This is a genomic window from Streptomyces sp. NPDC043861, from assembly GCF_056435905.1.
In genome coordinates this window covers 248,827-275,532 of sequence record NZ_JBWKDP010000006.1, presented here as the reverse complement: position 1 = coordinate 275,532, position 26,706 = coordinate 248,827, and the positions used below count along the sequence as shown (strand labels likewise).

The following is a 26,706-nucleotide window of genomic DNA, read 5'->3' as shown; positions in this document are numbered from 1 at the left end:
GCCCGGTTCGGATCGCGGCAGCGAGGCCGGACGTGAGCCCGGTTCGGATCGCGGCAGCGAGGCCGGACGTGAGCCCGGTTCGGATCGCGGCAGCGAGGCCGGACGTGAGCCCGGTTCGGATCGCGGCAGCGAGACCGAGCGTGAGCCCGGTTCGGATCACGGCACCGAGGCCGAACGCGAGCCCGGTTCGGATGCCGGAAGCGGGTCCGTGCCCGAGGCCGAACGCGAGGGCTCGCCCTCAGCGGGGCCCGAGGCCGGATCTCCACCAGGTCCCGGCAGCGAGGCCGGACGACGCGAGCCCGGGACCGACGGCGGTACCGGCGCCCTACGAGGGCCGGAGCCCGGGGCGCAGCCCGCACCCCGCCGGCCCGACACTGCACCCACCCCCCGGCCGGTGACCGGGTCCGACGAAGGACCCGATGCCGCGCCGGACGAATCCGAAGGAGGCGACCCCGTATGAACGACGCACTCGACGTCGCGCTGCGGCTGGTCGTCGTCTTCGTCGTCTTCCTCGTCCTGCCCCTTGTCATCGGGCAGACCGAGCACAAGGTGATGGCCCATATGCAGGGCCGCCTCGGCCCCATGTATGCGGGCGGCTTCCACGGCTGGGCCCAGCTCGTCGCGGACGGTGTGAAGTTCGCGCAGAAGGAGGACGTGGTCCCGGCCGCCGCCGACCGTCGCGTCTTCCAACTCGCGCCCGCCGTCGCGCTGCTTCCCTACCTCCTCGTCCTGGTGGCCATCCCGATCGGCCCGAGCGAGGGCGCGGTGGGCGTGCTCATCGACGCCGGCATCTTCTTCGTCCTTGCAGTCATGGGCGTCGGCGTTCTCGGTTCACTCATGGCGGGCTGGGCATCCGCCAACAAGTTCTCCCTGCTCGGCGGTCTTCGCACCGCTGCTCAGCTGCTTGCGTACGAGCTCCCGATGCTGCTTGCCGCCGCCTCCGTCGCGATGGCGGCCGGTACCGTCTCGCTGCCCGGCATCCTGAACGCCTTCGAATGGTGGTGGCTGCCCTGGCAGATCGTCGGCGCCATCGTGTTCTTCGTGGCCGGCCTGGCAGAGCTGCAGCGCCCGCCCTTCGACATGCCGGTCGCCGACTCCGAGATCATTTTCGGTGCGTACACCGAGTACACGGGCCTTCGGTTCGCGCTCTTCCTGCTCGCCGAGTACGCGGGCATCGTCGTCCTCTGTGGTCTGACCACGGTTCTCTTCCTGGGCGGCTGGCACGGCCCGTTCGGCGCCGACGGCCTCGGCTGGGTCTGGACCCTCCTCAAGACGGCCGTCCTCGCCTTCATCGTGATCTGGCTGCGCGTGACCTATCCGCGACTGCGCGAGGACCAGTTGCAGCGGCTCGCCTGGACAACGCTCGTCCCGCTCGCCCTCGCCCAGATCGCCCTCACCGGCGTTGTGAAGGTGGTGATGCAGTCATGACCGAGTCCCTCCCGCCCACGCGGTCCCGCTTCCCCGGTTCCGGCCTGGCGAAGGGCCTTGCCGTCACGCTGCGCACGATGACGCGGAAGTCCGTCACCGCGCAGTACCCGGACGCCCAGCCCGAGTTGCCGCCCCGCACCCGAGGTGTGATCGGGCTGTTCGAGGAGAACTGCACGGTCTGCATGCTCTGCGCCCGTGAGTGCCCCGACTGGTGCATCTACATCGACTCCCACAAGGAGACGGTCCCCGCGTCCACCCCGGGCGGCCGTGAGCGCAGCCGTAATGTCCTCGACCGCTTCGCGATCGACTTCTCGCTCTGCATGTACTGCGGTATCTGCATCGAGGTGTGTCCTTTCGACGCGCTCTTCTGGTCTCCGGAGTTCGAGTACGCGGAGACGGACATCCGAGAGCTCACCCACGAGCGGGACAAGCTCCGCGAGTGGATGTGGACTGTTCCGGAGCCGCCTGCGCTCGACCCGGCAGCGGAGGAGCCCAAGGAGATCGTGGCGGCTCGCAAGGCTGCCGAGAAGCTCGCAGCCGAGCAGGCCGCGGCCGCGGAAGACGCAGACGCAGACGCAGGCGCAGGGACAGCGGCAGCGGCAGAGGCGGAGCCCGCCGCCGGTCCCGACGCCGGCGAGGAGGGGCGGTCGTGACTCTCGCAGCCGAAGCGAACGGTTTCCTCTCGCCGACCGGCGTCGAGATCGCTTTTGTCCTCGTCGGCATCGCCACTCTTGCCGCAGCCGTCGTCACGGTCACGACCCGGCAGCTGGTGCATGCCGCCCTCTGGCTGGTCGTGGCACTCGGCGGCCTCGCCGTGGAGTACCTCCTGCTGACGGCGGAGTTCATCGCCTGGGTACAGGTACTGATCTATGTCGGTTCCGTCGTGGTGCTCCTCCTGTTCGGGTTGATGCTCACCAAGGCACCCATCGGCCGCTCCCCGGACGCCGACTCGGGCAACCGTCCCGCTGCCCTCGCCGTGGCCGTCGCCTCCGCGGCCGCCCTGGTCTGGGTGGTCGTCGACGCGTTCCGCAGCACCTGGATAGATCTGGACGGGCCGTCCCAGGGCTCCACCCGGGTATCGGGAGAGATGCTCTTCCGGTACTGGGTGCTGCCGTTCGAGGCTCTCTCCGTGCTGCTGCTGGCCGCCCTGGTGGGCGCCATCGTCCTGTCCCGCAAGGCCCCTGCGGCCCAGGAAGGGGCCGGTACGCCGCAGGCGGAATCCGGTGGGGCCCGAGAGGAGAAGAGCTGATGCATCTCGCCTATCCCGCGGTGCTCTCCGTCCTGCTCTTCTGCACCGGACTGTACGGAGTGCTGGCACGCCGCAACGCGATCCTGGTCCTCATGTCCGTCGAGCTGATGCTCAACGCGGTCAACCTCAACCTGGTCGCCTTCGACGTCTGGCTCCGTGACACCCTGCACACCGGCCAGGCGCTGACCCTCTTCACCATCGCCATCGCCGCGGCGGAGATCGGCATCGGCCTGTCGATCGTGCTGATGGTCCACCGCAACCGCGGTACCTCGGACATCGACAAGCTCCGCGACACAGCCGAGGGCGCCAGGGGCGCCGAGGAGGCGGCCGAGCCCGCCCCGGCAGAGAAGGCTGAGGCCACCGCGTGACCACGACGACCCTCGCCGTTCTCGTCCCCCTCCTCCCTTTCCTCGCCGCCGCTGCCGGTCTCCTGCTCGGTCGCACCGGGCCCGGTTTCGTACGCCCCCTGGCCGTCCTGCCGACCTTGGCCACCACCGTCCTGGCGGCGGTCGTCGCCGTACGCCAGGGCGGCGGGAAGCCGATCGTCGCCTCCACCCAGCTGACCCCGACCGGCTCGGTCCCCATCGACCTTGCCCTGTACCTCGACGGCTTCGCGGTCCTGGTCGCCGTCCTCGTCGGGGTCGTCGCCTCCTGTGTGCAGATCTACTCGACCGCGTATCTGCGCGACGACCCGCGCTACCCCTCGTACGCGGCCCTCGTCTCGCTCTTCACCTCCGCGATGCTGCTCGTCGTCTACTCCGGCGACCTGATGGTGCTCCTGGTCGGCTGGGAGATCATGGGCATCTGCTCGTACTTCCTCGTCGGCCACTACTGGGAGACGCCTGAGGCCCGTGCGGCGTCCCTGAAGGCCTTCGTGGTCACCAAACTGGGTGACGTCCCCTTCCTCTTCGGCCTCTTCGCCCTCGCCGTGGACGCCGGAACTTTCCGCATCTCCGGCATCCTCGGCGCAGTCGCCGCGGGCGGCATCGATCACCCCACCGTCGTCGCGCTGCTGCTGCTCGCCGGTGTCGCGGGCAAGTCCGCGCAGTTCCCGCTGCACACCTGGCTTCCCGACGCCATGGCGGGCCCCACCCCGGTCTCCGCACTGATCCACGCCGCGACGATGGTCGCCGCCGGTGTCTACTTCGTCGCCAGGCTGCTGCCCGTCTTCGCCGAGTCCGCCGCCGCAATGATCGTGCTGGCCGTGATGGCCGCGGTCACGATGGTCGGCTCGGCGCTCGCGGCCCTCGCCCAAGACGACATCAAGCGGGTCCTCGCCTACTCGACCATCGGCCAGCTCGGCTATATGACGGGCGCCCTGGCCGTCGGCGACCGCGGCGCCGCCGTGTTCCACCTCCTCTCGCACGGCGCGTTCAAGGCACTGCTCTTCCTCGCGGCCGGCGTGGTCATCCACGCGGCCGGCACCAACTCGCTCACCGCCATGTCCCGCATGAGCGGGCTGCCCAAGCGCATCCCCGACGCGTACTGGACGATGACGATCGCGTTGGTGGCACTCGTGGCCATTCCCCCCTTCGCGGGCTTCTTCTCCAAGGAAGCCGTCCTCGTGGCCGCCGAGCACTCGGCTCTCGGCGAATCCGCCGTGGGCCCGGCCGGGGCCGGCTGGACTGTCCTGGTCGCCGGTCTGCTCACCGCCCTCCTCACCGCCGCTTACGCCACCCGGCTGTGGCTGCTCGCCTTCCGTGGCCGTGGCACCGAGGCTCCCGACCACGGCAGGCAGCCACTCGCCATGAACGCCGTGCTCTGGGTGCTCGCGATTCCGTCGCTCGGCTTCGGCCTGACGGCGGCGTACATCGACGACTGGTTCGACGGACGGGCCCTCACCCCCACGCTCACCACCGCTGTGCTCGGCACCGGCGTCGCCCTCGTCGGTGGTCTGATCACCTACGGCACCTGGCGGCACACGACGGCCATGGCAGCCCGTGCCCGAGCAGGTGCGCCTGCGCCCGAACAGCCCCAGGTCGTCGCGCATCCGGACGCCGAGCCCGCACTGGTCGAGGCCGAGGCGCTGCACATGCCGCACCCGGTGGCGGACCCCGCCGATCCCGGCCGGCTGCTGCTCGGCCCGCTGCACCGCCCCGCGGCCGCGGGCTTCCACCTCGACGCCGTGTACCGCACCCTGTTCGTCCGCCCCGTCCTGGCCTCCGCCGAACTGGTCCGCTTCCTGGACCGCGAGGTCGTCGACACCTACGTACGCGGCGCGGGCACCGGCACCAACTGGCTGGGCTGGCTCGTCCGCCGCGCCCAGACCGGCAATGTGCAGACCTATCTGAGCGCCCTGCTCGCCGGCTCAGTCGTCCTGGCGATCGCCGCCGTACTCGTCGCCGCCGGAGTGTGAGCCGTGATCGATATCAGTGAATCCGTGATGCAGTTCCTTCTCGCGTTCCTCGTCGTCGGCCCGCTCATCGGCGCCGCGGCGGCTCTTCTGCCGGCTCCGCCCGGGCTGAAGGGGAAGTCGCCCGACCAGGCCGTGCTGCGCCACGGAGTGACCGTCACCGGTGCGGTCCTCGCCGCCGCGATCGTCCTCGCGCTCGGATTCGACCACGACCAGCCGTCGAAAATGCAGGCCACGACGGACATCAGCTGGATCCCCGCACTGGACGTGCGGATCCACCTCGGCACCGACGGCATTTCCCTCCCCCTTCTGGTCCTGACCGCGCTGCTGACCTTCCTCTGCGCGCTGTACAGCTACTTCAAGATGCCCGCGGGCCCGTCCCCGAAGGCCTTCGTCGCCCTGCTGCTCGTACTCGAGTCCGGCACCCTCGCCACCTTCGCCGTCCTCGACCTGCTGCTGTTCTTCCTGGCCTTCGAGACGGTCCTCATCCCGATGTACTTCCTCATCGCCCGCTGGGGCGGCGAGGACCGCCGCCCCGCGGCCTGGAAGTTCATCCTCTACACACTGCTCGGCTCGGTCGTCATGCTGCTCGGCCTGCTCCTCGTGGGAGTCAAGGCCGGCACCTTCGACATGGTGGCACTCGCCACTGACAACGGCCGTGGGCTGAGCGCATCAGTGCAGCTCATCGCCGTTTTTGCGATCGGGATCGGCCTCGCCGTGAAGACCCCGATGTGGCCGCTGCACAGTTGGCTCCCCGACGCGCACACCGCCGCCCCGACCGTCGGCTCCGTCCTCCTCGCCGGCGTCCTGCTGAAGATGGGTACGTACGGCTTCGTCCGGATCATCGTGCCGATCGCGCCCGAGGGGATGCAGACCTTCGCCCCGTATCTCGCGGGCTTCGCGGTCGCGGGCATCATCTACGGATCCCTCGCCTGCCTGGCCCTCGCCCGGCCCGGCTCGAAGGGCGACCTTAAGCGCCTGATCGCGTACTCCTCCGTGGGCCACATGGGCTTCGTGCTCCTCGGCATCGCAACCATGACCCCCACCGGCGTCAACGGGGCCCTGTTCGCGAACATCGCCCACGGACTCATCACCGGCCTGCTCTTCTTCCTGGTCGGCGCCGTGAAGGACCGCTACGGCACCGCCGACCTCGATGCCCTGGCCGGCGCCACCGGAGCGGCGCTCTACGGCCGGGCGCCCCGCCTCGGCGGGCTGCTCGCCTTCTCGGCCGTCGCCTCCCTCGGCCTGCCGGGCCTCGCCGGGTTCTGGGGCGAGATGCTGGCCCTGTTCGGCGCCTTCGACCCCGCCGACGGCCTCAGCCGCCCGGCCTTCCTCACCTTCATGGCGATCGGCGGCCTCGGCACCCTGCTCACGGCCGCCTATCTCCTCCTCGTCGTCCGCCGCGTCTGCATGGGCGCGGCCAGGCCCGCGGCCGAGGCGAGGATCCCCGACGTCCAGGGGTACGAGTTCGCCGCCTGGACGCCGCTCGTCGCCCTCACCGTCCTCGCCGGACTGTGGCCCGCGATCCTCCTCGGCCTCACCGACCCGGCCGTGCAGAAGCTCCTTGCAGGAGGAAAGGCATGACCTCCCCGGCCGCCACCCATGTGCTGTCCGCACCCGTCGTCCAGTCCGTCGACTGGCTGGCGATCGCCCCGCCCACGATCACCGCGGTGGTCGGCCTGGTGATCCTGGTCGCCGACCTCTTCGTACCGGAGCGGAGCAAGTCGTTCCTTGGCTACGGGGCCATCGCCGGTCTCGCCGTGGCGGTGCTCTCACTCGTCCCGCTGCGCAAGGGCGACCGCTCCACCTTCTGCCTCACCACCGCCCAGGACACCTGCAGCTACACCGCGGACCACTTCGCGCTGGTCATCCAGTTCCTGGTGCTCGGCGGCGCGCTGCTGACGGCACTGATGTCGGTCACGGAGACCAAGGAGCGACTGCCGGCCGGCGAGTACTGGTTCCTGCTGCTGTCGTCGGCGGCCGGAGCCGCCCTGCTGCCCGCCTCACGGGATCTGGCCACCCTCGTGGTCGCCCTCGAAGTGGCCTCGCTGCCGGCGTTCGCCCTGGTGGGCATGCGGCGCGGCGACCGGCTGTCGAGCGAGTCGGCGCTGAAGTTCTTCCTCTCCTCGGTGACGGCCACCGCCGTGATGCTGCTCGGTGTCAGCTTCGTGTACGCCTCGACCGGCAGCCTCCACCTGACGAGGATCGCCACGCAGCTGGACGATGTCCCGGCGCAACTGGCGACCCTCGCCCAGGTGGGCGTCGCGCTCACCCTGGTGGGTTTCGCCTTCAAGACGGCTGCCGCACCCTTCCACTTCTGGGTGCCCGACACCTATGTGGGCGCCCCGCTCCCCGTGGCCGCGTATCTGTCCGTGGTCGGCAAGGCGGTCGGCTTCTCCGGGCTGATCCTGGTGACCGTCATCGCCTTCCCGGCGTACGCGGACGTGTGGGGCCCTGCCCTGGCCGTGTTCGCCGCTCTGACGATGACCGTCGGCAATGTCGCCGCCGTGCGCCAGTCGGCCACGCGTGCCTGGAGCGCGGTGCGGCTGCTGGCCTGGTCCTCGGTGGCACAGGCCGGCTACATCCTGGTGCCGATCGCGGCGGCCGCGTACTCCAGCGACGACCAGATCGGCTCCACCGTCGCGTACGCGCTGATGTACGCCGTGGTGAACCTCGGCGCCTTCGCCGTCGTCGCCCTGGTCGCCCGTACGAGCCCGCTGAACCGGATCGCCGACTACCGCGGGCTCTATGCCACCCGCCCGCTGACCGCGCTGGTGATGGGCTTCTTCCTGCTCTGCCTGGCAGGGCTGCCGCCGGGCATCATCGGACTCTTCGCCAAGGTCACGGTGTTCTCGGCCGCAGTCGACGCGGGTCTCGGCTGGCTCGCGGTCGTCATGGCCGTCAACGTCGTGATCGCGCTCTACTACTACCTGCAGTGGACGGCGCTTCTCTTCCGCGCGCCCGAGGGCGCACAGGCAGGCGCTCCGGCGGGGGCGGAGGGTGAGCCGGCGGCGGAGGGCGTGCCGGCGAGCTCGCCTGTACGGCATCGGGCACCCGCTCTGGTCACGGCCACGATCGCCGTCACCGCCGTGGCAAGCATCCTGCTGTCCGGCTGGCCCCAGCTGGTGCTGCGCTTCGCCACGGTCGGTCTCTTCTGACTTTCCTACCGGGGTTCGACAAGGGGGGCCTCTCCGGGGCACCGTGTTCAGCGCAATCTGGACACCAGCGGAAGAACAAGGGAGCCGGCTGTGCTGAGCGGGTTCAAGGAATTCATCCTTCGCGGAAACGTGATCTCGATGGCGATCGGTCTGGCTGTCGGAGCGGCCTTCACAGCGGTCGTCACCGGGTTCAGCAATGCCTTCATCACCCCGCTGATCGGTCTCGCGACCAGCGGCACGGGTGACTTCAGCAAGTCGGTCTTCGAGGTCCAGGGGGTGAAGTTCCCTTACGGGCTCTTCATCAGCGCGGCCATCGCCTTCGTGATCACCGCGTCGGTCCTCTACTTCTGCGTCGTCGTCCCGATGATGAAGGTGCAGAACCGCTTCGCCAAGGACGAGCCGGTCAGCATCAAGGCTGCCGTGCGGGACTGCCCCCGCTGCTACAGCGAGATCCCGGCGATCGCCAGCCGCTGCGCCCACTGCACCAGTGAGGTCGAGCCGGTCCACGAGGCCCTCGAGAAGGCCGGGATGCTGCCCGCCCAGCGCTGACCGTCCGCTGCGACGCCCATCACCCGAACGGCCCAGCCCTCCGCCCGTGGGGACTGGGGAACCCGCGGCTCTCGCCTGGCGTTGACCAGTACGGGAGGGTCCACTGGAGAGCGGACCACGACCAGCAAAGGGTTCCCCTGCCGCACCACTTGGAGGGCGTACCGTGCACCGCCGGCACAACGGGTTGAGGACCGCAGTTCTCCTCGGGGGACTGTCCGCCCTCATCATTGTCATCGGCAGCCTCTTCGGCCGTACCGGGCTGATCGTCGCCGTACTCGTGGCGCTCGGAACGAACGCGTACGCGTACTGGAACAGCGACAAGCTGGCGCTGCGGGCCATGCGTGCGCGCCCCGTCAGCGAATTCGAGGCGCCCGCCCTCTACCGGATGGTCAGAGAGCTCTCCACCCAGGCCCGCCAGCCGATGCCCCGCCTGTACATCTCGCCGACGCAGGCCCCCAACGCCTTCGCCACGGGACGCAATCCGCGCAACGCCGCGGTGTGCTGCACCGAGGGGATCCTCCGGATCCTGGACGAGCGCGAGCTGCGCGGAGTCATCGGGCACGAGTTGAGTCATGTCTACAACCGGGACATCCTCATTTCCTCCGTGGCCGGTGCCCTCGCGTCCGTGATCATGTTTCTGGTCAACTTCGCCTGGCTGATCCCGATCGGCCGCTCCGACGACGACGAGGGCCCCGGCCTGTTCGGCATGCTCCTGATCATGATCCTCGGCCCGCTCGCCGCCTCCGTCATCCAGCTCGCCATCAGCCGGTCGCGCGAGTACGAGGCGGACGCGTCCGGTGCCCGGCTCACCGGCGACCCGCTCGCTCTCGCCAGCGCTCTGCGCAAGCTGGACGCGGGCACGAAGCAGCTGCCCCTGCCGCCCGAGCCGAAGATCGAGACCGCCAGCCATATGATGATCGCGAACCCGTTCCGCCCGGGACAGGGAGTCTCGAAGATGTTCTCCACGCACCCGCCGATGGCCGAACGCATCGCCCGGCTCGAGCAGATGGCAGGCCGCCGATCATGAAGACCGTTCTGAACGTCATCTGGCTCATCCTGTGCGGCTTCTGGATGTTCCTCGGCTATCTCCTCGCCGGCGTGCTGCTCTGCATCACGATCATCGGCATCCCGTTCGGTCTGGCCGCGTTCCGGATCGGTGTCTATGCACTCTGGCCGTTCGGATACACCGTGGTCGAGCGGCGGGACGCGGGCGCGCCGTCCTGCATCGGCAATGTGCTGTGGCTGGTCCTGGCGGGCTGGTGGCTGACGCTGGGCCATGTCCTCACCGGTATCGCCCTGTGCATCACGATCATCGGCATCCCGCTGGGCATCGCCAACTTCAAGCTGATCCCGGTCTCGTTGCTGCCCCTGGGCAAGGAGATCGTCCCGACCGACGAGCCGTTCGCGGGCCGGTGAGGTGCTGGTTCCCACCTTTGCCTGGAGGCTCGTCGACGACGATGACGACTCCGTCGTGGCCGAAGGGAGCATCGCAGACGGCCTGTTCGCCGATGAGCCGGCTCCCGTTCGTGAACGATGGGAGCTGCTCGGCTGTGCGCCCGAGGGCCCGCTGACCCATGCCGTCGGCGAGCTCGGCACATGGGGCTCGGCGCCCGTCGGCGACCTGGCGCTGGAAATCCGGAACCGCAACGGTGACGTGGTGAGGGAGTGGTACCTGGAAGATGTGCGGCTGGTCTCCGTGCGCCCGTGCGCCGGTGATCTGTCCCTCGTCGACCTCACGGTCGAGGGAGTCCAGCCGGACGACCAGTACGGATTTCCGTATCCGGAGAAGCCGCCGCTCTCGCCCGGCTATCTGCTCACGACCGGCTGGCCCGCACAGCGCCTGGGCACAGCCAAGGACGCGGCGTGCGTCGAGGAGAACCAGGAGCCCGACCCGGACGAGGAGTGCCGCCCGCCGGTCCGCCTCCACGGAGGCGTCCCGGGCGGAGCCCTGCTGAAGGCCATGGAGGCCGACGACGACTTCGAGCTCCGTGCCTGGCTGCAGATCTTCGACCGGACCGGGCGCATGATGCTGGACGACTTCACCAGGCTGTACGTGACCTCCTGGGAACCCTCGTCCCACGGACCGGGCACGGTCGACCTCACCGTCGACTGGTGCTCCCACCAGAGGCCTCCTCTCGCAGCCCGCCGGGTCTACGCGATGTGGGCCGGTGGAGCGCCCGGCGAGAAGAATCTCTGGGCGGGGCTCGACCCCGCCGAGCGGGATGCATGGCGAGCCCTCGCCCTCGACAACCGCCGGAAGCGGCGAAGTCCCGATGGCCCGCCCCACGGCACCTATCACCTGGACGGCGCCCGCATCACCGACGTGGCCGGCTTCTACTGCGCCCTGGGCGAGGCCATGAACGGTCCCGGAACCTACTTCGGCTGGTGCTTCACCTCCCTGCGGGACTGCATGGCCGGCGGCTTCGGCGTGGCACGGCCGTTCACCCTGGTCTGGCACGACGCCGACGTGGCCCGTCGCCGCCTCGGACAGACACCACTGAGGTACGGACCGCCCACCTTCGAGGAGATCCTCGCCTTCATCGAGGAACAGGGCATCAAGGTCGTCCTCGAATAGCCCGTGCAGCCTGATTGTCGGTGCCGTCGTCCACCATTGAGCCCGGCCCGGTCACCACGGCGTCGAACAGGCCCGGTGACCGGCTCGCTCCTGTGTCATGTGCCGCACATCAGTCGCACATCAAGGGCACCGCAACCGTGCGGTCCACCGCGGGCGTCTCCCGGAACAACGTACGGACAGTACGAAGGACGGTACGAGGAAAGGCAGGTCACGGCGTGGGCATCATCAGCTGGATCATTCTTGGGCTGCTCGCCGGGGCGATAGCCAAGATTCTTCTTCCCGGCCGTGACCCGGGCGGATTCATCGGCACCACCCTCATCGGCATCGCGGGTGCCTTCATCGGCGGCTGGATATCGTCCCGCTGGCTGGACCGGCCGATCACCAAGGACTTCTACGACGGCGCCACCTGGGTGTCCGCCGTCGGCGGTGCACTCGTGCTGCTGATCGCCTACCGGATCCTCTTCGGGCACTCGCGTTCGCGTTAGTGCTGTCGGGGGTGCCGGGGGCTGCCAACGCGTCGTACGGGTCCGCTCGGCGGGCCCCTGGCAGGTCTCCGGGTCGTGCTGGGGGCCAGTCCCGTGGACCGGTCTCCCGGCCGGGCTGCGGGTCAGTCCCGGAGACCGGTCTCGCGCAGGGTGATGTTCAGCCGCCCGGTCAGGCCCAGCGCAGGATCGGCCGTGCCCGGATACACCCTCGGTACTCCGTGGTAGGCGAAGCGGGAGGCCCCGCCGAAGACGAACAGGTCCCCGGACACCAACTCGACGTCCGTACAGGGCCGCCCCCGGTTTTCCGTGTTGCCGAAGCGGAAGACGCATGTGTCGCCGATGCTCAGCGACACCACAGGGGCACCGGAGCTCTCGTCCTTGTCCTGGTGCATGCCCATCCTGGCATCGCCGTCATAGAAGTTGATCAGCGCGGTGTCCGGTGTGTACGGCGCGCCGACGGCGGTGCCGGCCGGGCCCGCCTCCGGGCCGCCCGCCCCCTCACCCGCCGCGTCGTCCCCGTATGCCTCGGCAACCGCCGCGCGTCCCAGGAGCACGAGCCAGTGCGGGAAGTCCGCGACCCGCACGCCGTTCACGTCGTCGGCCGTGCGTGTGTAGCGGTAGGGCTGCCAGTGCCAGCCCACGCAGACGGTCTGCACCGACATCACCCCGCCGCGCGGCAGTCTGGTGTGCCGGATCGGCACAGGCCCACGGGCCCAGCGCCGGCATGCCTCCACAAGCTCCCGCTGCCGTGGCACCGACAGCCATCCGGGGATGTGCACCGCCCCGGGCGCCACCACGGCCGGTTCCCTCGGGAACAGCCCGGAACTCACGACACCCGCGCGCCTTCCAGGCCGAGCAGCCGCTCCTTGCGCTCCAGTCCGCCCGCATAGCCGCGCAGCGCGCCGTCGGCGCCGATCACCCGATGACAGGGCCGCACGATCAGCAGCGGATTCCGCCCGATCGCGGTCCCGACCGCCCGCACCCCGGACCCGGCCGAGCCGACACGTTCGGCGATCTGTCCGTACGTCACCGTCTCCCCGTACGGAATGGCCTCAAGCGCTCGCCACACGCGACGCTGGAAGTCGGTGCTCCCGGCCTTCTGGGCGTACTCGATCGCGAAGCAGGTCAGCTTGCCGCCGAAGTACGCCCGCAGCTGCCCGACGATCTCCTCGAACGCCTCCGGGGCGTGGCTCCAGCCTTCCTCGACGGCCGCCGCGCCCTTCTGGCCCGCAACGGAAAGGGAGACGAGCGCCGTCCCGCCCGGTGCCGTGGTGGACTCCTCGCCGACCAGCAACAGCTCACCCAGTGGGCTGTCGACCGTCGCGTACACCGTCATGGCTCTGTCCCTTCCTTGTGCTTTCCCTCGGCCCCGGATACGAGTCTGGTCCTCCGCAGCCGTCACGGCTGGCGGTATTCGGACACGGGCATAGGTCTCGGACCGCGCCCCGGCACCCCCGCACGCCGGTGGTCCCATGTGCCCCGGCGCCGTGGCGGGCGGCCCGCGTGGAATCTCTCGACCGGACCTGCTCAAGTCCGCTGTGGCCGAGGGAACCAGGGGAATCCCTCCCCCACGCAGAGGAGTGGGGGGGACATTCATGGGATGCCCGAGCAGAGGGTGTGCGAACAGACCGGCCCGTTCTCCGCGCCGGCGGCCTGTCCGGTGACCCTTCGTCCTGCAGTTCGTCCTCGTCCCGCGGAGGCACTGGCGGGGGACTGACGCTCCTTCAGTACGGCCCCGGCACGAAGCGGGGTCCGAGGCCGCGCCACGGTGCGGACGAAGGAGCTGAGGAGCCGCGAACGTTTCCCCGGCCGGCTTCGACGCCGACGCCGGCCTGCTTCCAGGAGCGTGCAGATGTGCATCCGGATCGGCGGGAGCCATGGGGAGTGCCGAGACGGTCCCGTCATCCACCGTGCGGGGCGAGGGCGCGACGCGAGCCGCGGTGGTCAAGGCACACGGCAAGGTGCCCGTCGTCGCGCCCTCCAGCGAAGATCACTTCGAGTCGGTGCAGGTCAGTGCGGGTCAGTGCAGGTCAGTGCTGCAGGTCACCGGTAATTGACGAACTGCAGGGCGAAGTCGAAGTCCTGGCCCTTGAGCAGTGCGATCACGGCCTGCAGATCGTCCCGGCTCTTCGAGCTGACGCGCAGCTCGTCGCCCTGCACCTGCGCCTTGACGCCCTTGGGGCCCTCATCCCGGATGATCTTGGCGACCTTCTTGGCGTTCTCCTGGGAGATGCCCTCCTCGATCGAGGCGAAGATCTTGTACTCCTTGCCCGAGAGCTGCGGCTCACCCGCATCCAGCGCCTTCAGCGAGATTCCGCGCTTGATCAGCTTGGACTGGAAGACGTCGAGGATGGCGTTGACCCGCTCCTCGGAGTTCGCCTGCATCAGGATCTTCTCGCCGGACCACGAGATCGAGGCGCCGACGTTCTTGAAGTCGTAGCGCTGCGAGATCTCCTTGGCGGCCTGGTTGAGGGCGTTGTCGACCTCCTGCCGCTCGACCTTCGAGACGATGTCGAAACTGGAGTCGGCCATGTGCTGTGGCTCCTTGAAGTCGGGGGCGAATCGGGTGCGTGGACAGACGGCCCGACTGGCCGGACCGCCGTGGCAAGCCTAGTCACCCCTGACCCACCCAGGCGCTGATCAATCCGGTGGCGAAGCACCCCCGGGCATCAGGTATCGTTTACGTCGTTGCCACGGAGCACCGCGGAAAAGCGGCCACTCCAGCAGCGAACCCATGGCGGTGTGCCCGAGTGGCCAATGGGAGCGGACTGTAAATCCGTCGGCTTAGCCTACCCAGGTTCGAATCCTGGCGCCGCCACGCGAAGTAAGACCCCCGTTGACCTGCGGAAATGCAGGGCGACGGGGGTCTTCTCGTTGTTCCGGGGCGATCTTTCGATCGGAATCGAAAACAGCGCGTGCGGGCCATACACGGGCCGGGTTTCGGCCAGGGGTAGGGCGCACCCGAACCCGGTGATCGCGCCACCGACCGCACCGGTTGTCACTCACCGGCAGCAGCGGCTCGAGCGCCCCACTCGCCGTCCGTCACTCAGCCACGCTGTGCCCATGCTGACCGCGCAGTTCATCAGTGCCGGCGACGATCCCGGCAGATGCCGCCTGTCGGTCGAGCACGGCTGGGGGCAGATGCCTCCGGCCGGACCTGGCACTCGTGATCGAAGGGATACGCACTAGGAGGCACCGCCCGTGGCGCCCACTGCTGTTCGCGCCGCCGCCACGAATGCTGCGATCGCCGGGTGTGTGCCGCCGCCCGCGCGGAAGGCCACCTTCGAGCGACGGAAGAGGGGCAGCCGGGTCAGGACTACACCCTCGGGGGCGTGTGCGGTGGCCATCTCCGGCACGAATCCGGCACCTTGCCCGATCGCGGCCAGCGCCAGGACCGTACGGAAGTCGTTGACTTGATGGCGGATGCGCGGCTGGAAACCGGCCGCCTGACAGGCGCGTACGGCCATCGCATGACCGGTCGTACCGTCCCGGGCCGTGATCCATGGGGACGTGGCCCACGGTCCGAGCAGCTCCGCCAGCGTGTTGCCGCGGGCGGCAGGACCGGTAGCGGGAGCCCTGTCGGTGGCCCCGCCCGTGGCCAGGTACATCGGCTCCTCCAACAGGGGCACCTGGGCGACCGTGATGTCCGGTGACGCGGGAACGAAGTCGTAGTCGTGGACGAGGGCCACGTCGAGTTCGCCGGCGCGCAGGCCGTCGGAGACCCGCGCCGAGTCGATCTCCTGCACCATCGGTTCCAGCGCGGGATGCCGCAGGGCTAGTTCGGCCAGCGTGGCGGGCACGATCGCGGGGCCGCCAGAGGGAAACGTCCCGATCCGCAGCGGCCCGCCAACGCCCTCGCGGGCCCCGGCCAGTTCGGAGACCGCCAGTTCGAGACGTTCGAGAACGGCGTCGGCGTGGGTGACGAGGGTGCGGCCCGCGGGCGTCAGCACCACCCGTCTGCCACTTCGTTCCAGCAGGGGCACGCCAGCCTCGCGCTCAAGCACGCCCAGCTGCTGGGAGACGGCCGAGGCGGTGAAGGTCAGCGCCTCGGCCACGGCCGCGATAGTGCCGCGTCGGTCCAGTTCCCGAAGCAGGTGGAGACGTCGGACATCGAGCATAAGGCGAGCTTACGCATAAGCGAAGAAACATGAACTGGATCTACTGGGTTTGCGTCGGTCAGGCTGGGCGCATGAAGACCGAAGCGAATCTCACCGGCCTGTTTGTCCCCTTGGTGACTCCGTTCACCGACGACCTGCGCCTCGCCCCGGACGTGCTCGCCCGCCTCGCCGACGAGGCGCTCTCGGCCGGCGGCGCTCGCGGACTCGTTGCCCTGGGCACCACCGCGGAGGCGGCCACGCTGACCACCGAGGAGAAGCGGGCCGTGGTTCGCATCTGCTCGGCCGCATGCCGGGCACACGGAGCTCCGCTGATCGTCGGCGTCGGCACCAGTGACACCGCCGCCGCCATCACGACACTGCGGGAGCTCGCTCAGAGCGGTGACGTCGCCGCGGCGCTGGTTCCCGCGCCGCCCTACACCCGGCCCGGTGAGGCGGGAACGCTGGCGCACTTCACGGCACTCGCCGAACACGGGGGCCTGCCGCTGGTCGTCTACGACATCCCGTACCGCACCGGTCAGCCTCTCAGCACCAGCGCGCTGAACGCGCTCGGGCACCTACCGGAGGTCGTCGGGGTCAAGTACGCGACCGGCGCGATCGACGCAGCCGCCACGGAACTGCTCGGCTCGTCGACACCGGGCTTCGCGGTGCTCGGCGGCGATGACGCCGTCATCTCGCCGCTGCTCGCGGCGGGCGCCCGCGGAGGCATCCTGGCATCGGCCAATGTCCGCACCGCTGACTTCTCCGAGCTGATCTCGCTGTGGCATCGCGACGCCGCCGGACCGGCCCGCAGGCTGGGAGCTGAGCTGGCCCGGCTGTCCGCCGCGCTCTTCGCCGAGCCGAACCCGACCGTGATCAAGGGGGTGTTGCACGCCCAGGGCCGTATCCCCAGCCCGGCCGTCCGGCTGCCGCTGCTGGCCGCCTCCGCCGATTCGGTCCGGCGGGCGGCGGACCTGGCCACCGCTCGGACCCACCAAGCCCACCAAGAGGCCGCGGCTTGACGCGGGCCCGTGGTCCCCGGGGGAACCGGTGGACTTCGATGCAGCCGAATGCGCCCGCCCGCTCCCGTGCCACCACGCTCCCCACGTGGGCTTCAGCAGGTGGCTTCGTTGATCACTGGCTACAGCGTTTCTCGGCGGGTTTCCGGAGTCAGTTGGTGATCACCCGGTCCACGGGTGTCGACCAGAAACGACGGCATTGCCGAGGGGGTGGCGAGAAAAGGGAAGGCGGGTGCCAACGGGTCATTGACAGGATGTCCGCGCTCAACTCCCCATGGGAAAGGACCCGACGATCGTGGCTCGTGCCATCACGCTGATCCGCTCCGCCTCCCTGTCCGATGTTGCCGAGTACGCCTACGCAGCCACGGCACCCGCCGACTCCCGCCTGATCTTCCTCGCAGGGGCGTGTCCCCTCAACGACGACGGTTCGACTGCAGCGATCGGGGACTACGCGGGTCAGGCATCGAAAGCAGTCGAGAACATGCAGGCTGCTCTCACTGCCTCCGGCGCGTCACTCCAGGACGTCATCAGTACCAGGGTTCTCGTCGCATCGGCCCGGCGGGAGGATTTGGTGGCTGCCTGGGAGGTAGTCCGGGACTCGTTCGCTGACCATGACGTCCCCAGCACCCTGATGGGCGTCACCGTGCTCGGCTATGAGGACCAGCTCGTCGAGATCGAGGCCGTAGCCGCCGTGCTCGACTCTTGAGGCCCATTACACACCGCGGCGACCGAGCTGGCTGGACCGGAAGTACCTGACGGGAGCACCACGAGGGCGAGACCGCCAGCGCCCGTCAGGGCGGCTGGCGGTCGAGGCATAGCGGCAGACTCAGCCAGCCGCCTTGGCAAGCTCCTCGGCTCGTGCTCGGGTGCTGCCTTGGCAAGAGACCCGGTGCCTCCCAAACTCATACTCATCAACACCACCCGTCCGTGGAACGGGGCGCCTCCCAAAGTCATCGGGGCCGCGCATGTACGCAGGTGAACGAGGGCGGACGACCCGCAGCAGGTCACCAACAGACTTGGAAAGCGTGCGCCTGGGATCCGGCACAGGGCGCCAGCGGGCGTAGGCAGTCTCAGCCGGCGCACAGGAGCGGGGCCTCAGCTGCACATCTCCGGCCCCGCGGGACGTGCAGGCCGGACTGTCTTGCTGTGTCCCGCCGAAGCCCGGGATCCACCGGCCCTGCTGGACGAGATGGGGACGGGTCTTCCGAGACCTGCCGGAGGCTACGGCCGGACAGGGCTCAAGGCGTCGGCGCGGTGCTGGTTCAGCCGGGCAGAGATCTTCGCGTGGGCTGGCTTGTCGCCCTCCTTGGGGAACCTTGGTCGCCTGCCCAGGTTTCCGGTACGCGGCCGCGCGGAGGATCGGGACGAGGGTGCTGTCCCGGACCCGTCGGCGGTGGGTTCACGCCGGTATGCGAAGGGGGAGGAAACCCTGAGGGGCGGGCGATACCAGGGGGCGACGCCGATGATGTTCGGGTACTCGGACGAGTGGTGGGTGCTGCTGCTGTACCCGGCGGTGCTGTGGGTGCTGTTCGGGCCGTTCGCCATGTTCTCGCTGGGGGTGTGGTCCGCCTCCGCGCCCGGTCTGCGGCCTCGGATGTGGTCGGTACTGGTCCCGCTGATACCGGTGGTGACCTCGGCGATCTTCATGGTCTTCCCGCTGAGCCAGTGGGACCGGCCGGTGCGGGTGGACGGCGCCGTGGAGCCGCCGGCGCAACTGGACGAGTTCCTCAGCTATCTGGCCGTGTACGTCGGGGGCATCACGGTGCTGCCCTGGCTGCTCGGCTACGGCATCACGCGCCTGCTGCGCTTCGTACGGGCCCGTCGGCGCGGCCCCGGGAAACCGCCCGGGGCACGGCGCACGGCAACGGAGACGGACGTGGCGTAGCCCCGCGTTCACCGCGGTCGACTGCGACGGCAACGCCTCGAACCGTCAGGTGGGCCGGGAGGCAGGGCCCCGGTGAGGTACGAGGATCCGTCGGCCCGCTGTCCCGTGAGCTGACGAGGGCGCCCGGCCGGTTGTTGTCCGGCCGGACGCCCGTCTCTCAGGGACCGGTTGGGTGATGTGACGGTGGCCGGGATCCCTTCGTGGGGGAGTGCCCGAGTGCTCTGCGGGTCAGAGGGGTGTCATGGGCGTGCCGGAGGCGTGGGTGTCGGCGTGCGGCGGCACACGCTGATGAACTCGTAGACGGCGCCGTAGGGCACCTCGGTGGTCGGAGTCTTCGCCGCGTCACAGGGTCCGGCCGGGGCCACGCCGCCGCTGGTGTTCACGCGGCGGATCTTCACCACCTCGGCCAGCTTGCCGGTGGACCTGCCCGACTGTGTGGCGGTCAGCTCCAGTTCGGGGATGTTGTCCGGGCCGTTCGGGGTCTTGCTCGCGACCTTGCCGGTCACGGCGCTGCCGTCCCGGGCGATCCACTGCGGCGGGCCGGAGTCCGGGTTGACGAACGAGTGCTTGATGCCGCTCTGAAGGGTCGCGCGGACGCCGCGCTGGGTGAAGGCGAACGTGCCGTCCGCCTGCTGAGTACAGGCGTAGATCTGGACGCCGGAGACCACCGACGCCCGGAACGTGCGCTCGACGGTGCCCTGGGCCGCGGTGGTGCCCCGGGGCGCGTCGGCTTCTGCCCCGGCCTGGGAGGCGAAGCCGGACCCGGTCGTCACGGCGATGCCGCCCGCGACGATGCCGGCGCCCGCGGCCAGCCAGGCGATTCTCTTTCTCCGGGTGGCGGTTCGTTTCCTGGACATTCCATTTCCTCATTTCGTCATCACGTACGAGCAGTCGCACCGTGGAAGCGCGCAAAGATGCATTCCAGGGCGAAGGTGCTGCACACTTCCCGGCCTCGCCCTCCTCATGGTCCGGAGTGGATGCGAGCCTCGAGGCAATCGCATTTCCGGAGTTGAGTGGATGGTGATTCCGGTACTGCTTCCGGTTGGTTCGACCGGTGCAGGGATCTGTTCTGCGGCCTGATGTACGCGCCGGGTCCATCAAGTACTCAGATGTTGCCGAACCTCTTGCGGGAAGGTGCCGAAACGCGGTGACGGGGCAATGCCCCACCCGGGGCACTGGAGCGCAATATTCAGGGATGATTGCAGGTGGGAGCGGTCTGATGGCAGCCCGGTGGTTCGCCCCTCGAAGGTCCCGAAATATTTGACCGGAGAAACGAAACGCTACCTCGGAGCAACCGAAAAATTACGGGTTGCGGCCCATGGATCTTGCCTGTTCCCATCGCGCCCTGATGTCATGGGGCCCCGCCTTGTGTGTGTTTCCCCGTCCTGTTCACCGAGAATGAGGCACGCGCACGTCGGGCGACGGCCGGAAGGGAGGGAAATGGCGGCTCCCGACTCCTGAATGCGATCCCCGTTCATTTCCCCTGTCGCATGCGCGGCGGCTTTTCCCGCATTTCTCGGTGCGGCACGGCATCGCGACACGGTCGCTGGGGAATGGAAGCGGTGATGTCGGCAGAGGCGACGTCAGCCGGCAGGTGCGGTGGGCCGGGCCTTGCTGCGCCGGCCGTACAGGCGGCTGATCGGCTCGGTGCTCAAGCCGTGCAGCACGATGCTGAGCATGACGGTCATCACCATCACACGGGCGATGAAATCCGCGCTCTTGTCCGGGAGCTGGATGACCGCCAGGGATCCGAAGACGATGGACGTCACACCCCTTGGGCCCATCCAGCCCAGGAACAGCTTGTCCGCAGACTTCATCCCCGTCCCCGTGAGCACGAGCAGGACCGGAAGCATACGGACCAGGGAGACGGCGAGCAGCGCGTAGAGGACGACCGATACCTGGAAGCCGTCCCAGAACTCGTCGTTGACGATCTGCCCGAAGAGGAACCAGAGCGCGAGGGTCAGCAGGGCGACCAGATCGTCGGTCATCTCCACCGCGCTCCCGGGGAGCCGCCGCATCGCCGGGGCGAAGCAGACACCGGCCACGAAGGAGGCGACGAATCCGTTTCCTCCCAGTGCGCTGGAGAGGGTGTACGCCGCCACCGGGACGGCGAGCACGCCCAGTCTCATCGCCGACGGCTGGGTCCATCCGTGCGACCACGACTGTCGCATCAGCCAGCCGCCCGCACAGCCGATGGCCACACCACTGGCCAGGGCCCACCCGGCCGCCACGACCGCTTCCAGCAGTGCATCGGTGTAGTCGGCACGCGCACCGTGCGATTCGACGGTGACGGCGATACAGAGGAGGAACACCGGTGAGACGATGCCGTCGTTGAGGCCCCCTTCGACATTGAGGACCTCGCGCAGCCTGGCCGGGATCCTGTGATCACGGACCACAGCCGAGGTCGGGGCCAGATCCAGCGGAACGACAACGGTCGCCAGGACGGCCAGCAGCCATCCCGACCGGTCGGGAAAGATGAGGAGCCCGGCCAGGAACGCGGCGCCGAGGGTGAGCGGCAGGGCGCCGGCGAGCAGGCGCAGCACCAGGCCCTTCTCCCGACCGAGGATTCTGCCGGGAATCTCGATGGCATCCACGAAGAGCAGCAGGGCCAGGATGACTTCCACCGCGCGCTCGAAAACGGCCGTGTCGAGATCGAAGTGGAGAGGGGGACTGGAGCCTCGGGTCAGCGCGATGCCCGCCACCATCATGGCGATGGGTGCGGTGATGCTCCATCGCGAAAGCCTGTGTGCCAGGAGCGACCAGGCGAAGACGATTCCCGCGATGACCGCGACGGCAAGCATTCCGCCCTGCTTTCCCGGTCCGCCCCCGTCCCCCCCTCGCGCACAGAGCTTAGGCCGGGGCGTCCCGCCGCCGTTCTCGACGCCGCCGAGGAGTTTGTGCTTTGCCCCGATCCGGGATGTTCTGCTCCGTGGTTCGTCGACCCGTGTGTTCGACGGTCGCAAGTCCTTCTGGTGCGAACGCATCGACGGGTACGAGAAGTTCACGGTGCGTGAGCAGTTCGGTGCCTCGGGAGCGTGGGTGGGCGGCGCATCCGCTGCCCGCACCGGAGACGGCGGCGGGCTTCCGGTGGGCCGGCCGGGGCCCGGATCGGCGGTCCGGGTCGCAGCGGACTCGCCTGGGAGCGATGATTTCGACGCGGCCCGGCGGTCTTTCTCACGTAGGCCCCGCAGCGAACCAGGAGGAACGAGTCCCGTGCGTATCGTGATCAGTGAGTTCATGAGCCTGGACGGCGTCGTGCAGGCGCCGGGCGGACCGGAGGAGGACACCGACGGCGGCTTTGCCCATGGCGGCTGGTCGCACCCGTTCTTCGATCCGGAGGTGGTGGGCGGAGCCTTCGACGACGCGCTGACCAAGGCCGAGGCGCTGCTGTTCGGGCGTCGTACCTGGCAGACAATGGCCGGGGCATGGCCCGAGCGGGCCGGCGACCCGTTCGCCGACAGGATGAACGCCATCCAGAAGTACGTCGTGTCCGAGACGCTGGGCGACGACGAGCTGACGTGGGTCAACACCACGCGCATCCCCGGCAACGAGGCCGTCGCCCGCATCCGGGAGCTGCGCGGGACGGACGGCGGCGACCTGCTGGTCATGGGGAGCCCCACGCTCGTGCGCACCCTCATCGGCGAGGGCCTGGTCGACGAGCTCCGGCTCATGGTCATGCCGGTGATCCTCGGCGGCGGCAAGACGATCTTCCCCGGGGACGGTGCGCTGCGCACTCTCGAACTGGTCTCCACCGTGATCAGCGGTACGGGCGTGCATGTGTGCACCTACCGCGCGGTCGCCGAGGGGTAGTTCGGGCGGGGCGGACCGGCGGGGGCAGGGCGTTGCTGTGCCCCGGCCCGGGCCCCGGTGTCCGAGGCGCCTCGTATGGTTCCGGGCCATGTCCCGGATGTCGAAGGAAGAGCTCGCCTCGAAGGAAGAGCTCGCCCGTCTGTCGGCCTGGCTGCCGCCGGGCCGGTTCATGGGACCGCGCAGCATGCCCGGTCCCGTGGTGTGGATGAGCGACGGCCCGGTGCCGGACGCGGCGGTCCGGTGGAAGGGGCTGTACGCCGACCGTCACCGCACGGGCCTCTATCCGCTGCTGCTGGAGTATCCGGACGACTCGTTCGAGCCGGCCGACGGCGCCCGTGATGCGGAGGTCGACGTGGCCGGGTACTTCCGGGGGAAGTGGACGGACAGTGCGTGGCCGTCGTTCGAGGAGTGGCCCGGCCTGGCAGTCCCGGACCTCAGGCCGGCCGTGGCGGACGGATCGGCCCTCACGGGAGGAGCGGATGCGGGAGCGGACTCGGATGCGGATGCGTGGGCAGGGGAACTGGCGTCCGAGCTCTTCCGTCATGGGAGCGCCGGATGCCTGGCGCTGGTGCAGGCTGCCCGCGGCGCGGATGCGCCCGCCGCCGTCAACTGGCGCGGGATGACGAACCACATGACCGCCGCCGAGTTGAGGGCGGTGCTGCGCTCATGGGAGAACCGGTTCGGTGTGCGTGTCGTGGGCCTCGGTCATGGCACGCTCCATGTGTCGGTCGCCGCACCGCCGGCGTCGATCGAACAGGCCGAAATCCTCACGGCCGAGCACTACCTCACCTGCCCGGATGTCTTCTACGAGGATCCCGGCATGGACTGGGACATGTATCCGGGGGAGCTCATGCGACGCCGCGAGTGGCGGTTGTGGTGGGACTGATCCCGGCAGGGCACCGTGAGAACCCGTGGGAGTGCGTGGTCTTCGCTCCCACGACGGCTCCAAGAGCCCGCGACGCGGGCGGCGTCGTGTGAGCCCGGTGTGCGACGAGCGCCCGGAACGGGCCTGGACCGTCGGTCCTGGCCTCGTCCGGGCGCTCGCCGGACGGCCCCGGTCGGGGCCGTGGGTGTCTCAGGTCCCGGGCTTGCGGCCGTAGACGAAGACCTCGTCGCCGTTGCGGAGCAGGCTCCAGTACTTGGCGGCGTCGGTCTTGGTCATGTTCACGCAACCATGCGATCCGGGCGGCGCCCAGACGCTGATGCCGACCGAGTGGAAGGCCTGGCCGCCGTCGAAGAACTGGCTGTACGGCATCGGCACGTTGTACAGGCTGGACACATGGTCGATGTGCCGCCAGTAGACCTTCTTCAGGCCGGTACGGGTCTCGTGGCCGTCGCGTCCGGTGCGCACCGGAACCGGACCGTAGACCAGCTTCGTGCCGTCCTGGATCCAGCTGAGCTGGAGGGTCAGGTCGACGCAGGCGATGCGGCCCTTGTTCGTCGGGCACTTGCCGGACTTGTTCGGCGTGTTTCCGACGGCCTTCTGCTTGGTCATGAGATCCATGACGCCCCAGGTCACAGGACCCGCCAGCCCAACGTTCGGGCTGATCGAGTGCTTTGTCTGGAATGCCTGGATCGCCTTGCAGTCGGCTGCCGACTGCCTGCCGTCCACCGGGCGGCCGAGGAACTTCTCGACCTGCTTCTGGTACGGCCCGGTCTGCGTGGTGCAGGAGGCCGCCTGGGCGGTCGTGCTCCCCATGACCAGAGTGAGCGGGGCCACCAGTGCAGTGATCCCGAGTGCGACGACTCCTCGTCGGCGTATGTCCCCCACGGCTGTCGACTCCTTATGCACACGTGGTCCGAGTTCCGCCTGGTAGACGGCGGAGGGCACGGTGTAGTTGCGCGGGAAAAGGAGACGGTTCCGTAACAGCGGTCCGGGGGTCCGGACCGTTCGGGCGCGCGGATCACAGGGCATGCCGTGCCGGGCGCGTGGTTCCGGGCCCGGCACGGCCCGACGGGGAGGGCGGGCAGGGCGGGACGCAGTCGGCGACCGCTGCCCGCCGCAGGTCCTCCGGTGCGGCGACCCCGGCGTCGGCCGCGGACGTCATCCGGTCATGGGTGCCGGCCGGAACGGGGTACGAGGCCGACTGCCCGCCAAGGCCGGGGGCGTTGCCCGATCGCCCGATCGCCCGATCGCCCGATCGCCCGATCGCCCGAGTGCCCGGGCGCGGACCGGGCCGGGAGGGCTCCGGGTGGAAGCCGGCCGGCGGGTCCAACTGGGCGAACCGGCCCCGGAGTCCGTCCGTGGCCCGCAGTGCCCCGACGGCCCGGCAACCACGGGGCGCCCCGCGGAAGGGCACACGCGGAAGGGCACACGGAAGGGCACACGCGTGGCCGAGGTGCCGGCCGAGGTCTGCCGCTGAATGCGTCGATCTCCAGGACGAACGCCTCATTGCTGCCGGGCAGCCGCCCGGGCGCGGCCGCCCGGCGTCCTGACCCGGATGCCTCAACGGCTGTCGCCCGGCGAGGCACGGCCCCGGAATCCGCAGCGGCCGGGGCGCGAGCCGGTGCCGCCGGGAACTCGGCACCATCCGTCGACGGCATCGCTCGGCGCGGCCGCGCGGCGCGCTGACGCAGGGACCGGCTCACAAGGCCGACGGGCCGAGTCGACGAGCCGCACCGGTGGGTGGGCCACTCCGGGCCGAGGACGCCGTGGAATCCGTCAGCCGGCCAGCCGGAAGGCCAGCTCCATCTCCCACTTGTGCATGTCGGGCTCGACGCGCGGATCCGTGAGATACGACTCGATGCGGCAGCCCCACCGCTCGACACCGTCCGGGTCGGTGATCAGGTCCCATTCCAGCCCCTCGGCCGACGCCCACTCGCGCAGCCGCGTGATGCTGTCGAACAAGCCGTCGGGGTGGCCGACATGGCGGAGGGTCGCGTACCGGCCGGCCGGAAGGACGCCCACGATCATGTCGCCCTCGGGCTCGGGCGCCACGGTGACCGGTACGCCCGCTTCCACCTTGGATTCGCCCTCCATGTCGATGGCGTAGAAGCGGAAGAACGGTGCTCCGGCCGGAGCGGTGTTGTGGGAGGCGAGCCAGCCGACGATCTCGGGGAGACGGTCGGCGACGACGGCGAATTCGTCCATGCGGACGGACCTTCTGACGCCCACGTAGATCTGCTCGGGGCGCTCGACGACAGTGGGTTGGGGCTGCATCTGTTCCCTCACGGCATCAGTGGCATTCGTGGCGACCGTGGTGTCTGTGGCGTTCATGGCAGCAAGGACCGTGTCGTGACCCGAACTCATCGCCCTGCGGCCGGCGGTGGCCGACTTCCGTCGGTCACCCGCCTCTGCACCCGCGTCAGTTTCCCGCAATGTCCTTCACCGCGACCGTCACCGGCACCGCACCGCTGATCAGTTCCAGCGTCAGTCCGGCTGTCGCCGGTGTCTCCACGAGCTCGGCCAGGACCGCCGCGACATCGTCACGGGGCACGGGCCCCCGCCCGGTCCTGGCCTCGAGACGCACCAGCCCCGTCCCCGCGTCGTTCGTCAGCATCCCGGGACGCAGGACCGTCCAGTCCAGGCTGCTCTTCCGTACATGCTCGTCCGCGGTGCCCTTCGCCCGCAGATACACGTCGAAGACGTCGTCCCCCTTGTGCTCCGGGTCGGCGCCCATCGACGACACGATGATGAACCGCCGTACCCGCGCCCGTTCGGCCGCGTCCGTGAAGAGCACCGCCGCACCGTGGTCCACCGTTGCCTTGCGGGTGGTGCCGCTGCCGGGGCCCGCGCCCGCCGCGAAGACCGCTGCGTCCGCTCCCTGCAGCACCGCCGCCACCTGCTCCACCGAGGCCGACTCCAGGTCCAGCAGGACCGGCTCGGCACCCGCCTCCCGAAGGTCGTCGCCCTGTTCGGGGTTGCGGATGATGCCGGCGACCTCGTGCCCGCCCGCCGAGAGCAGCCGCTCAAGGCGCAGCGCGATCTGTCCATGTCCTCCAGCGATGACTGTGCGCATGCTCACGACCGTACGCCGGTCCCGCACGGCCCGCTCGCGGCACCCGCCCGGGCGGTGGGACCAGGGCCGTGCCCGCCGCGCCTGGCCCACGGCCCGGGCCGCGCCGGTCGGGTGCGGGACGGACCGGGGTGGGGCGCAGGAG

Annotated in this window: 26 protein-coding genes and 1 tRNA gene; 18 read left to right on the top strand and 9 right to left on the bottom strand. The window is 69.7% G+C overall.

Features of this window, described 5'->3' with window-relative positions; all coding sequences use genetic code 11:
* Positions 1-456 precede the first annotated feature (456 nt).
* The 12 genes from AC068D_RS17065 (at position 457) to AC068D_RS17010 (ending at position 11,797) form a co-directional block, all read left to right on the top strand.
* Positions 457-1,428: a complex I subunit 1/NuoH family protein gene (locus tag AC068D_RS17065; protein ID WP_478823809.1), complete on the top strand. Its 972-nt coding sequence runs from the start codon at positions 457-459 to the stop codon at positions 1,426-1,428.
* Positions 1,425-2,081: a NuoI/complex I 23 kDa subunit family protein gene (locus AC068D_RS17060; protein ID WP_478823808.1), complete on the top strand. Its 657-nt coding sequence runs from the start codon at positions 1,425-1,427 to the stop codon at positions 2,079-2,081. The genes AC068D_RS17065 and AC068D_RS17060 overlap by 4 nt, the downstream gene beginning before the upstream one ends.
* The gene (locus AC068D_RS17055) at positions 2,078-2,677 is read left to right on the top strand and encodes an NADH-quinone oxidoreductase subunit J family protein (protein ID WP_478823807.1); all 600 of its coding nucleotides are present in this window, start codon (positions 2,078-2,080) and stop codon (positions 2,675-2,677) included. Before AC068D_RS17060 ends, AC068D_RS17055 begins: the two co-directional genes overlap by 4 nt.
* Positions 2,677-3,045 (top strand): NADH-quinone oxidoreductase subunit NuoK, encoded by a 369-nt coding sequence (gene nuoK, locus AC068D_RS17050; protein WP_478823806.1) that lies wholly within the window; start codon positions 2,677-2,679, stop codon positions 3,043-3,045. The genes AC068D_RS17055 and nuoK overlap by 1 nt, the downstream gene beginning before the upstream one ends.
* Complete coding sequence (locus AC068D_RS17045; protein WP_478823805.1) at positions 3,042-5,033, top strand: NADH-quinone oxidoreductase subunit 5 family protein; 1,992 nt, start codon at positions 3,042-3,044, stop codon at positions 5,031-5,033. Before nuoK ends, AC068D_RS17045 begins: the two co-directional genes overlap by 4 nt.
* Positions 5,034-5,036: 3 nt before the next feature.
* Positions 5,037-6,614, top strand: a complete 1,578-nt coding sequence (locus tag AC068D_RS17040; RefSeq protein ID WP_478823804.1) for an NADH-quinone oxidoreductase subunit M — start codon at positions 5,037-5,039, stop codon at positions 6,612-6,614.
* Entirely contained in the window at positions 6,611-8,188 is a 1,578-nt protein-coding gene (locus AC068D_RS17035; RefSeq protein WP_478823803.1) for an NADH-quinone oxidoreductase subunit N, read from the top strand. The genes AC068D_RS17040 and AC068D_RS17035 overlap by 4 nt, the downstream gene beginning before the upstream one ends.
* A gap of 90 nt (positions 8,189-8,278) precedes the next feature.
* Positions 8,279-8,737, top strand: a complete 459-nt coding sequence (mscL, locus tag AC068D_RS17030) for a large conductance mechanosensitive channel protein MscL (protein ID WP_478823802.1) — start codon at positions 8,279-8,281, stop codon at positions 8,735-8,737.
* 163 nt (positions 8,738-8,900) lie between these two features.
* A complete protein-coding gene (gene htpX / locus AC068D_RS17025; protein WP_478823801.1) occupies positions 8,901-9,764 on the top strand; it encodes a zinc metalloprotease HtpX in 864 nt (287 codons plus the stop codon).
* Positions 9,761-10,153 (top strand): YccF domain-containing protein, encoded by a 393-nt coding sequence (locus tag AC068D_RS17020; protein ID WP_478823800.1) that lies wholly within the window; start codon positions 9,761-9,763, stop codon positions 10,151-10,153. The genes htpX and AC068D_RS17020 overlap by 4 nt, the downstream gene beginning before the upstream one ends.
* 1 nt (position 10,154) lies before the next feature.
* The gene (locus AC068D_RS17015; protein WP_478823799.1) at positions 10,155-11,312 is read left to right on the top strand and encodes a barstar family protein; all 1,158 of its coding nucleotides are present in this window, start codon (positions 10,155-10,157) and stop codon (positions 11,310-11,312) included.
* Positions 11,313-11,527: 215 nt separating this feature from the next.
* A complete protein-coding gene (locus AC068D_RS17010) occupies positions 11,528-11,797 on the top strand; it encodes a GlsB/YeaQ/YmgE family stress response membrane protein (protein WP_478823798.1) in 270 nt (89 codons plus the stop codon).
* Between the two features lie 122 nt (positions 11,798-11,919).
* On the opposite strand, the gene AC068D_RS17005 is transcribed toward AC068D_RS17010, so the two are convergent.
* The 3 genes from AC068D_RS17005 to AC068D_RS16995 form a co-directional block, all read right to left on the bottom strand.
* On the bottom strand, positions 11,920-12,627 hold the full coding sequence (locus AC068D_RS17005) for an alpha-ketoglutarate-dependent dioxygenase AlkB family protein (RefSeq protein WP_478823797.1): 708 nt from the start codon (positions 12,625-12,627) through the stop codon (positions 11,920-11,922).
* The gene (locus tag AC068D_RS17000) at positions 12,624-13,133 is read right to left on the bottom strand and encodes a methylated-DNA--[protein]-cysteine S-methyltransferase (protein ID WP_478823796.1); all 510 of its coding nucleotides are present in this window, start codon (positions 13,131-13,133) and stop codon (positions 12,624-12,626) included. The genes AC068D_RS17005 and AC068D_RS17000 overlap by 4 nt, the downstream gene beginning before the upstream one ends.
* 707 nt (positions 13,134-13,840) lie before the next feature.
* Complete coding sequence (locus AC068D_RS16995) at positions 13,841-14,329, bottom strand: YajQ family cyclic di-GMP-binding protein (protein ID WP_478823795.1); 489 nt, start codon at positions 14,327-14,329, stop codon at positions 13,841-13,843.
* Positions 14,330-14,533: 204 nt separating this feature from the next.
* Between AC068D_RS16995 and AC068D_RS16990 the strand changes: the two genes are divergently transcribed.
* A tRNA-Tyr gene (locus AC068D_RS16990) sits at positions 14,534-14,615 on the top strand.
* A 367-nt stretch (positions 14,616-14,982) separates the two neighbouring features.
* Here the strand turns inward: AC068D_RS16990 and AC068D_RS16985 are convergent.
* On the bottom strand, positions 14,983-15,915 hold the full coding sequence (locus AC068D_RS16985) for a LysR family transcriptional regulator (RefSeq protein ID WP_478823794.1): 933 nt from the start codon (positions 15,913-15,915) through the stop codon (positions 14,983-14,985).
* 71 nt (positions 15,916-15,986) lie between these two features.
* On the opposite strand from AC068D_RS16985, the gene AC068D_RS16980 reads away from it, so the two are divergent.
* The 3 genes from AC068D_RS16980 (at position 15,987) to AC068D_RS16970 (ending at position 18,795) form a co-directional block, all read left to right on the top strand.
* Positions 15,987-16,913, top strand: a complete 927-nt coding sequence (locus AC068D_RS16980) for a dihydrodipicolinate synthase family protein (protein ID WP_478823793.1) — start codon at positions 15,987-15,989, stop codon at positions 16,911-16,913.
* A 292-nt stretch (positions 16,914-17,205) separates the two neighbouring features.
* On the top strand, positions 17,206-17,616 hold the full coding sequence (locus tag AC068D_RS16975; protein ID WP_478823792.1) for a RidA family protein: 411 nt from the start codon (positions 17,206-17,208) through the stop codon (positions 17,614-17,616).
* Between the two features lie 756 nt (positions 17,617-18,372).
* On the top strand, positions 18,373-18,795 hold the full coding sequence (locus AC068D_RS16970) for a hypothetical protein (RefSeq protein ID WP_478823791.1): 423 nt from the start codon (positions 18,373-18,375) through the stop codon (positions 18,793-18,795).
* Positions 18,796-19,034: 239 nt separating this feature from the next.
* Here the strand turns inward: AC068D_RS16970 and AC068D_RS16965 are convergent, their stop codons facing one another.
* Positions 19,035-19,652: a DUF3455 domain-containing protein gene (locus AC068D_RS16965; RefSeq protein ID WP_478823790.1), complete on the bottom strand. Its 618-nt coding sequence runs from the start codon at positions 19,650-19,652 to the stop codon at positions 19,035-19,037.
* Between the two features lie 726 nt (positions 19,653-20,378).
* Positions 20,379-21,596, bottom strand: coding sequence for a cation:proton antiporter (locus AC068D_RS16960; RefSeq protein ID WP_478823789.1), 1,218 nt, complete (start codon positions 21,594-21,596; stop codon positions 20,379-20,381).
* A gap of 412 nt (positions 21,597-22,008) precedes the next feature.
* On the opposite strand from AC068D_RS16960, the gene AC068D_RS16955 reads away from it, so the two are divergent.
* Together AC068D_RS16955 and AC068D_RS16950 are read left to right on the top strand one after the other, a co-directional pair.
* Entirely contained in the window at positions 22,009-22,605 is a 597-nt protein-coding gene (locus AC068D_RS16955) for a dihydrofolate reductase family protein (RefSeq protein WP_478823788.1), read from the top strand.
* A gap of 88 nt (positions 22,606-22,693) precedes the next feature.
* Positions 22,694-23,491, top strand: coding sequence for a DUF4253 domain-containing protein (locus tag AC068D_RS16950; RefSeq protein WP_478823787.1), 798 nt, complete (start codon positions 22,694-22,696; stop codon positions 23,489-23,491).
* A gap of 189 nt (positions 23,492-23,680) precedes the next feature.
* Here AC068D_RS16950 and AC068D_RS16945 read toward each other — a convergent pair whose 3' ends face one another.
* The 3 genes from AC068D_RS16945 to AC068D_RS16935 all read right to left on the bottom strand — a co-directional run bounded on the left by AC068D_RS16945 (position 23,681) and on the right by AC068D_RS16935 (position 26,564).
* A complete protein-coding gene (locus AC068D_RS16945) occupies positions 23,681-24,376 on the bottom strand; it encodes a L,D-transpeptidase (protein WP_478823786.1) in 696 nt (231 codons plus the stop codon).
* An 891-nt stretch (positions 24,377-25,267) separates the two neighbouring features.
* Entirely contained in the window at positions 25,268-25,822 is a 555-nt protein-coding gene (locus AC068D_RS16940) for a GyrI-like domain-containing protein (protein WP_478823785.1), read from the bottom strand.
* Between the two features lie 88 nt (positions 25,823-25,910).
* A complete protein-coding gene (locus AC068D_RS16935) occupies positions 25,911-26,564 on the bottom strand; it encodes an SDR family oxidoreductase (protein ID WP_478823784.1) in 654 nt (217 codons plus the stop codon).
* Positions 26,565-26,706: the final 142 nt, after the last annotated feature.

Coding starts and splice junctions, on each gene's coding strand:
- AC068D_RS17065 (WP_478823809.1), top strand. CDS start 457: ATGAACGACGCACTCGACGTCGCGCTGCGGCTGGTCGTCGTCTTCGTC.
- AC068D_RS17060 (WP_478823808.1), top strand. CDS start 1,425: ATGACCGAGTCCCTCCCGCCCACGCGGTCCCGCTTCCCCGGTTCCGGC.
- nuoK (WP_478823806.1), top strand. CDS start 2,677: ATGCATCTCGCCTATCCCGCGGTGCTCTCCGTCCTGCTCTTCTGCACC.
- AC068D_RS17035 (WP_478823803.1), top strand. CDS start 6,611: ATGACCTCCCCGGCCGCCACCCATGTGCTGTCCGCACCCGTCGTCCAG.
- AC068D_RS17020 (WP_478823800.1), top strand. CDS start 9,761: ATGAAGACCGTTCTGAACGTCATCTGGCTCATCCTGTGCGGCTTCTGG.
- AC068D_RS17000 (WP_478823796.1), bottom strand. CDS start 13,133: ATGACGGTGTACGCGACGGTCGACAGCCCACTGGGTGAGCTGTTGCTG.
- AC068D_RS16995 (WP_478823795.1), bottom strand. CDS start 14,329: ATGGCCGACTCCAGTTTCGACATCGTCTCGAAGGTCGAGCGGCAGGAG.
- AC068D_RS16985 (WP_478823794.1), bottom strand. CDS start 15,915: ATGCTCGATGTCCGACGTCTCCACCTGCTTCGGGAACTGGACCGACGC.
- AC068D_RS16980 (WP_478823793.1), top strand. CDS start 15,987: ATGAAGACCGAAGCGAATCTCACCGGCCTGTTTGTCCCCTTGGTGACT.
- AC068D_RS16970 (WP_478823791.1), top strand. CDS start 18,373: ATGATGTTCGGGTACTCGGACGAGTGGTGGGTGCTGCTGCTGTACCCG.
- AC068D_RS16965 (WP_478823790.1), bottom strand. CDS start 19,652: ATGTCCAGGAAACGAACCGCCACCCGGAGAAAGAGAATCGCCTGGCTG.
- AC068D_RS16960 (WP_478823789.1), bottom strand. CDS start 21,596: ATGCTTGCCGTCGCGGTCATCGCGGGAATCGTCTTCGCCTGGTCGCTC.
- AC068D_RS16950 (WP_478823787.1), top strand. CDS start 22,694: ATGTCCCGGATGTCGAAGGAAGAGCTCGCCTCGAAGGAAGAGCTCGCC.
- AC068D_RS16940 (WP_478823785.1), bottom strand. CDS start 25,822: ATGAACGCCACAGACACCACGGTCGCCACGAATGCCACTGATGCCGTG.
- AC068D_RS16935 (WP_478823784.1), bottom strand. CDS start 26,564: ATGCGCACAGTCATCGCTGGAGGACATGGACAGATCGCGCTGCGCCTT.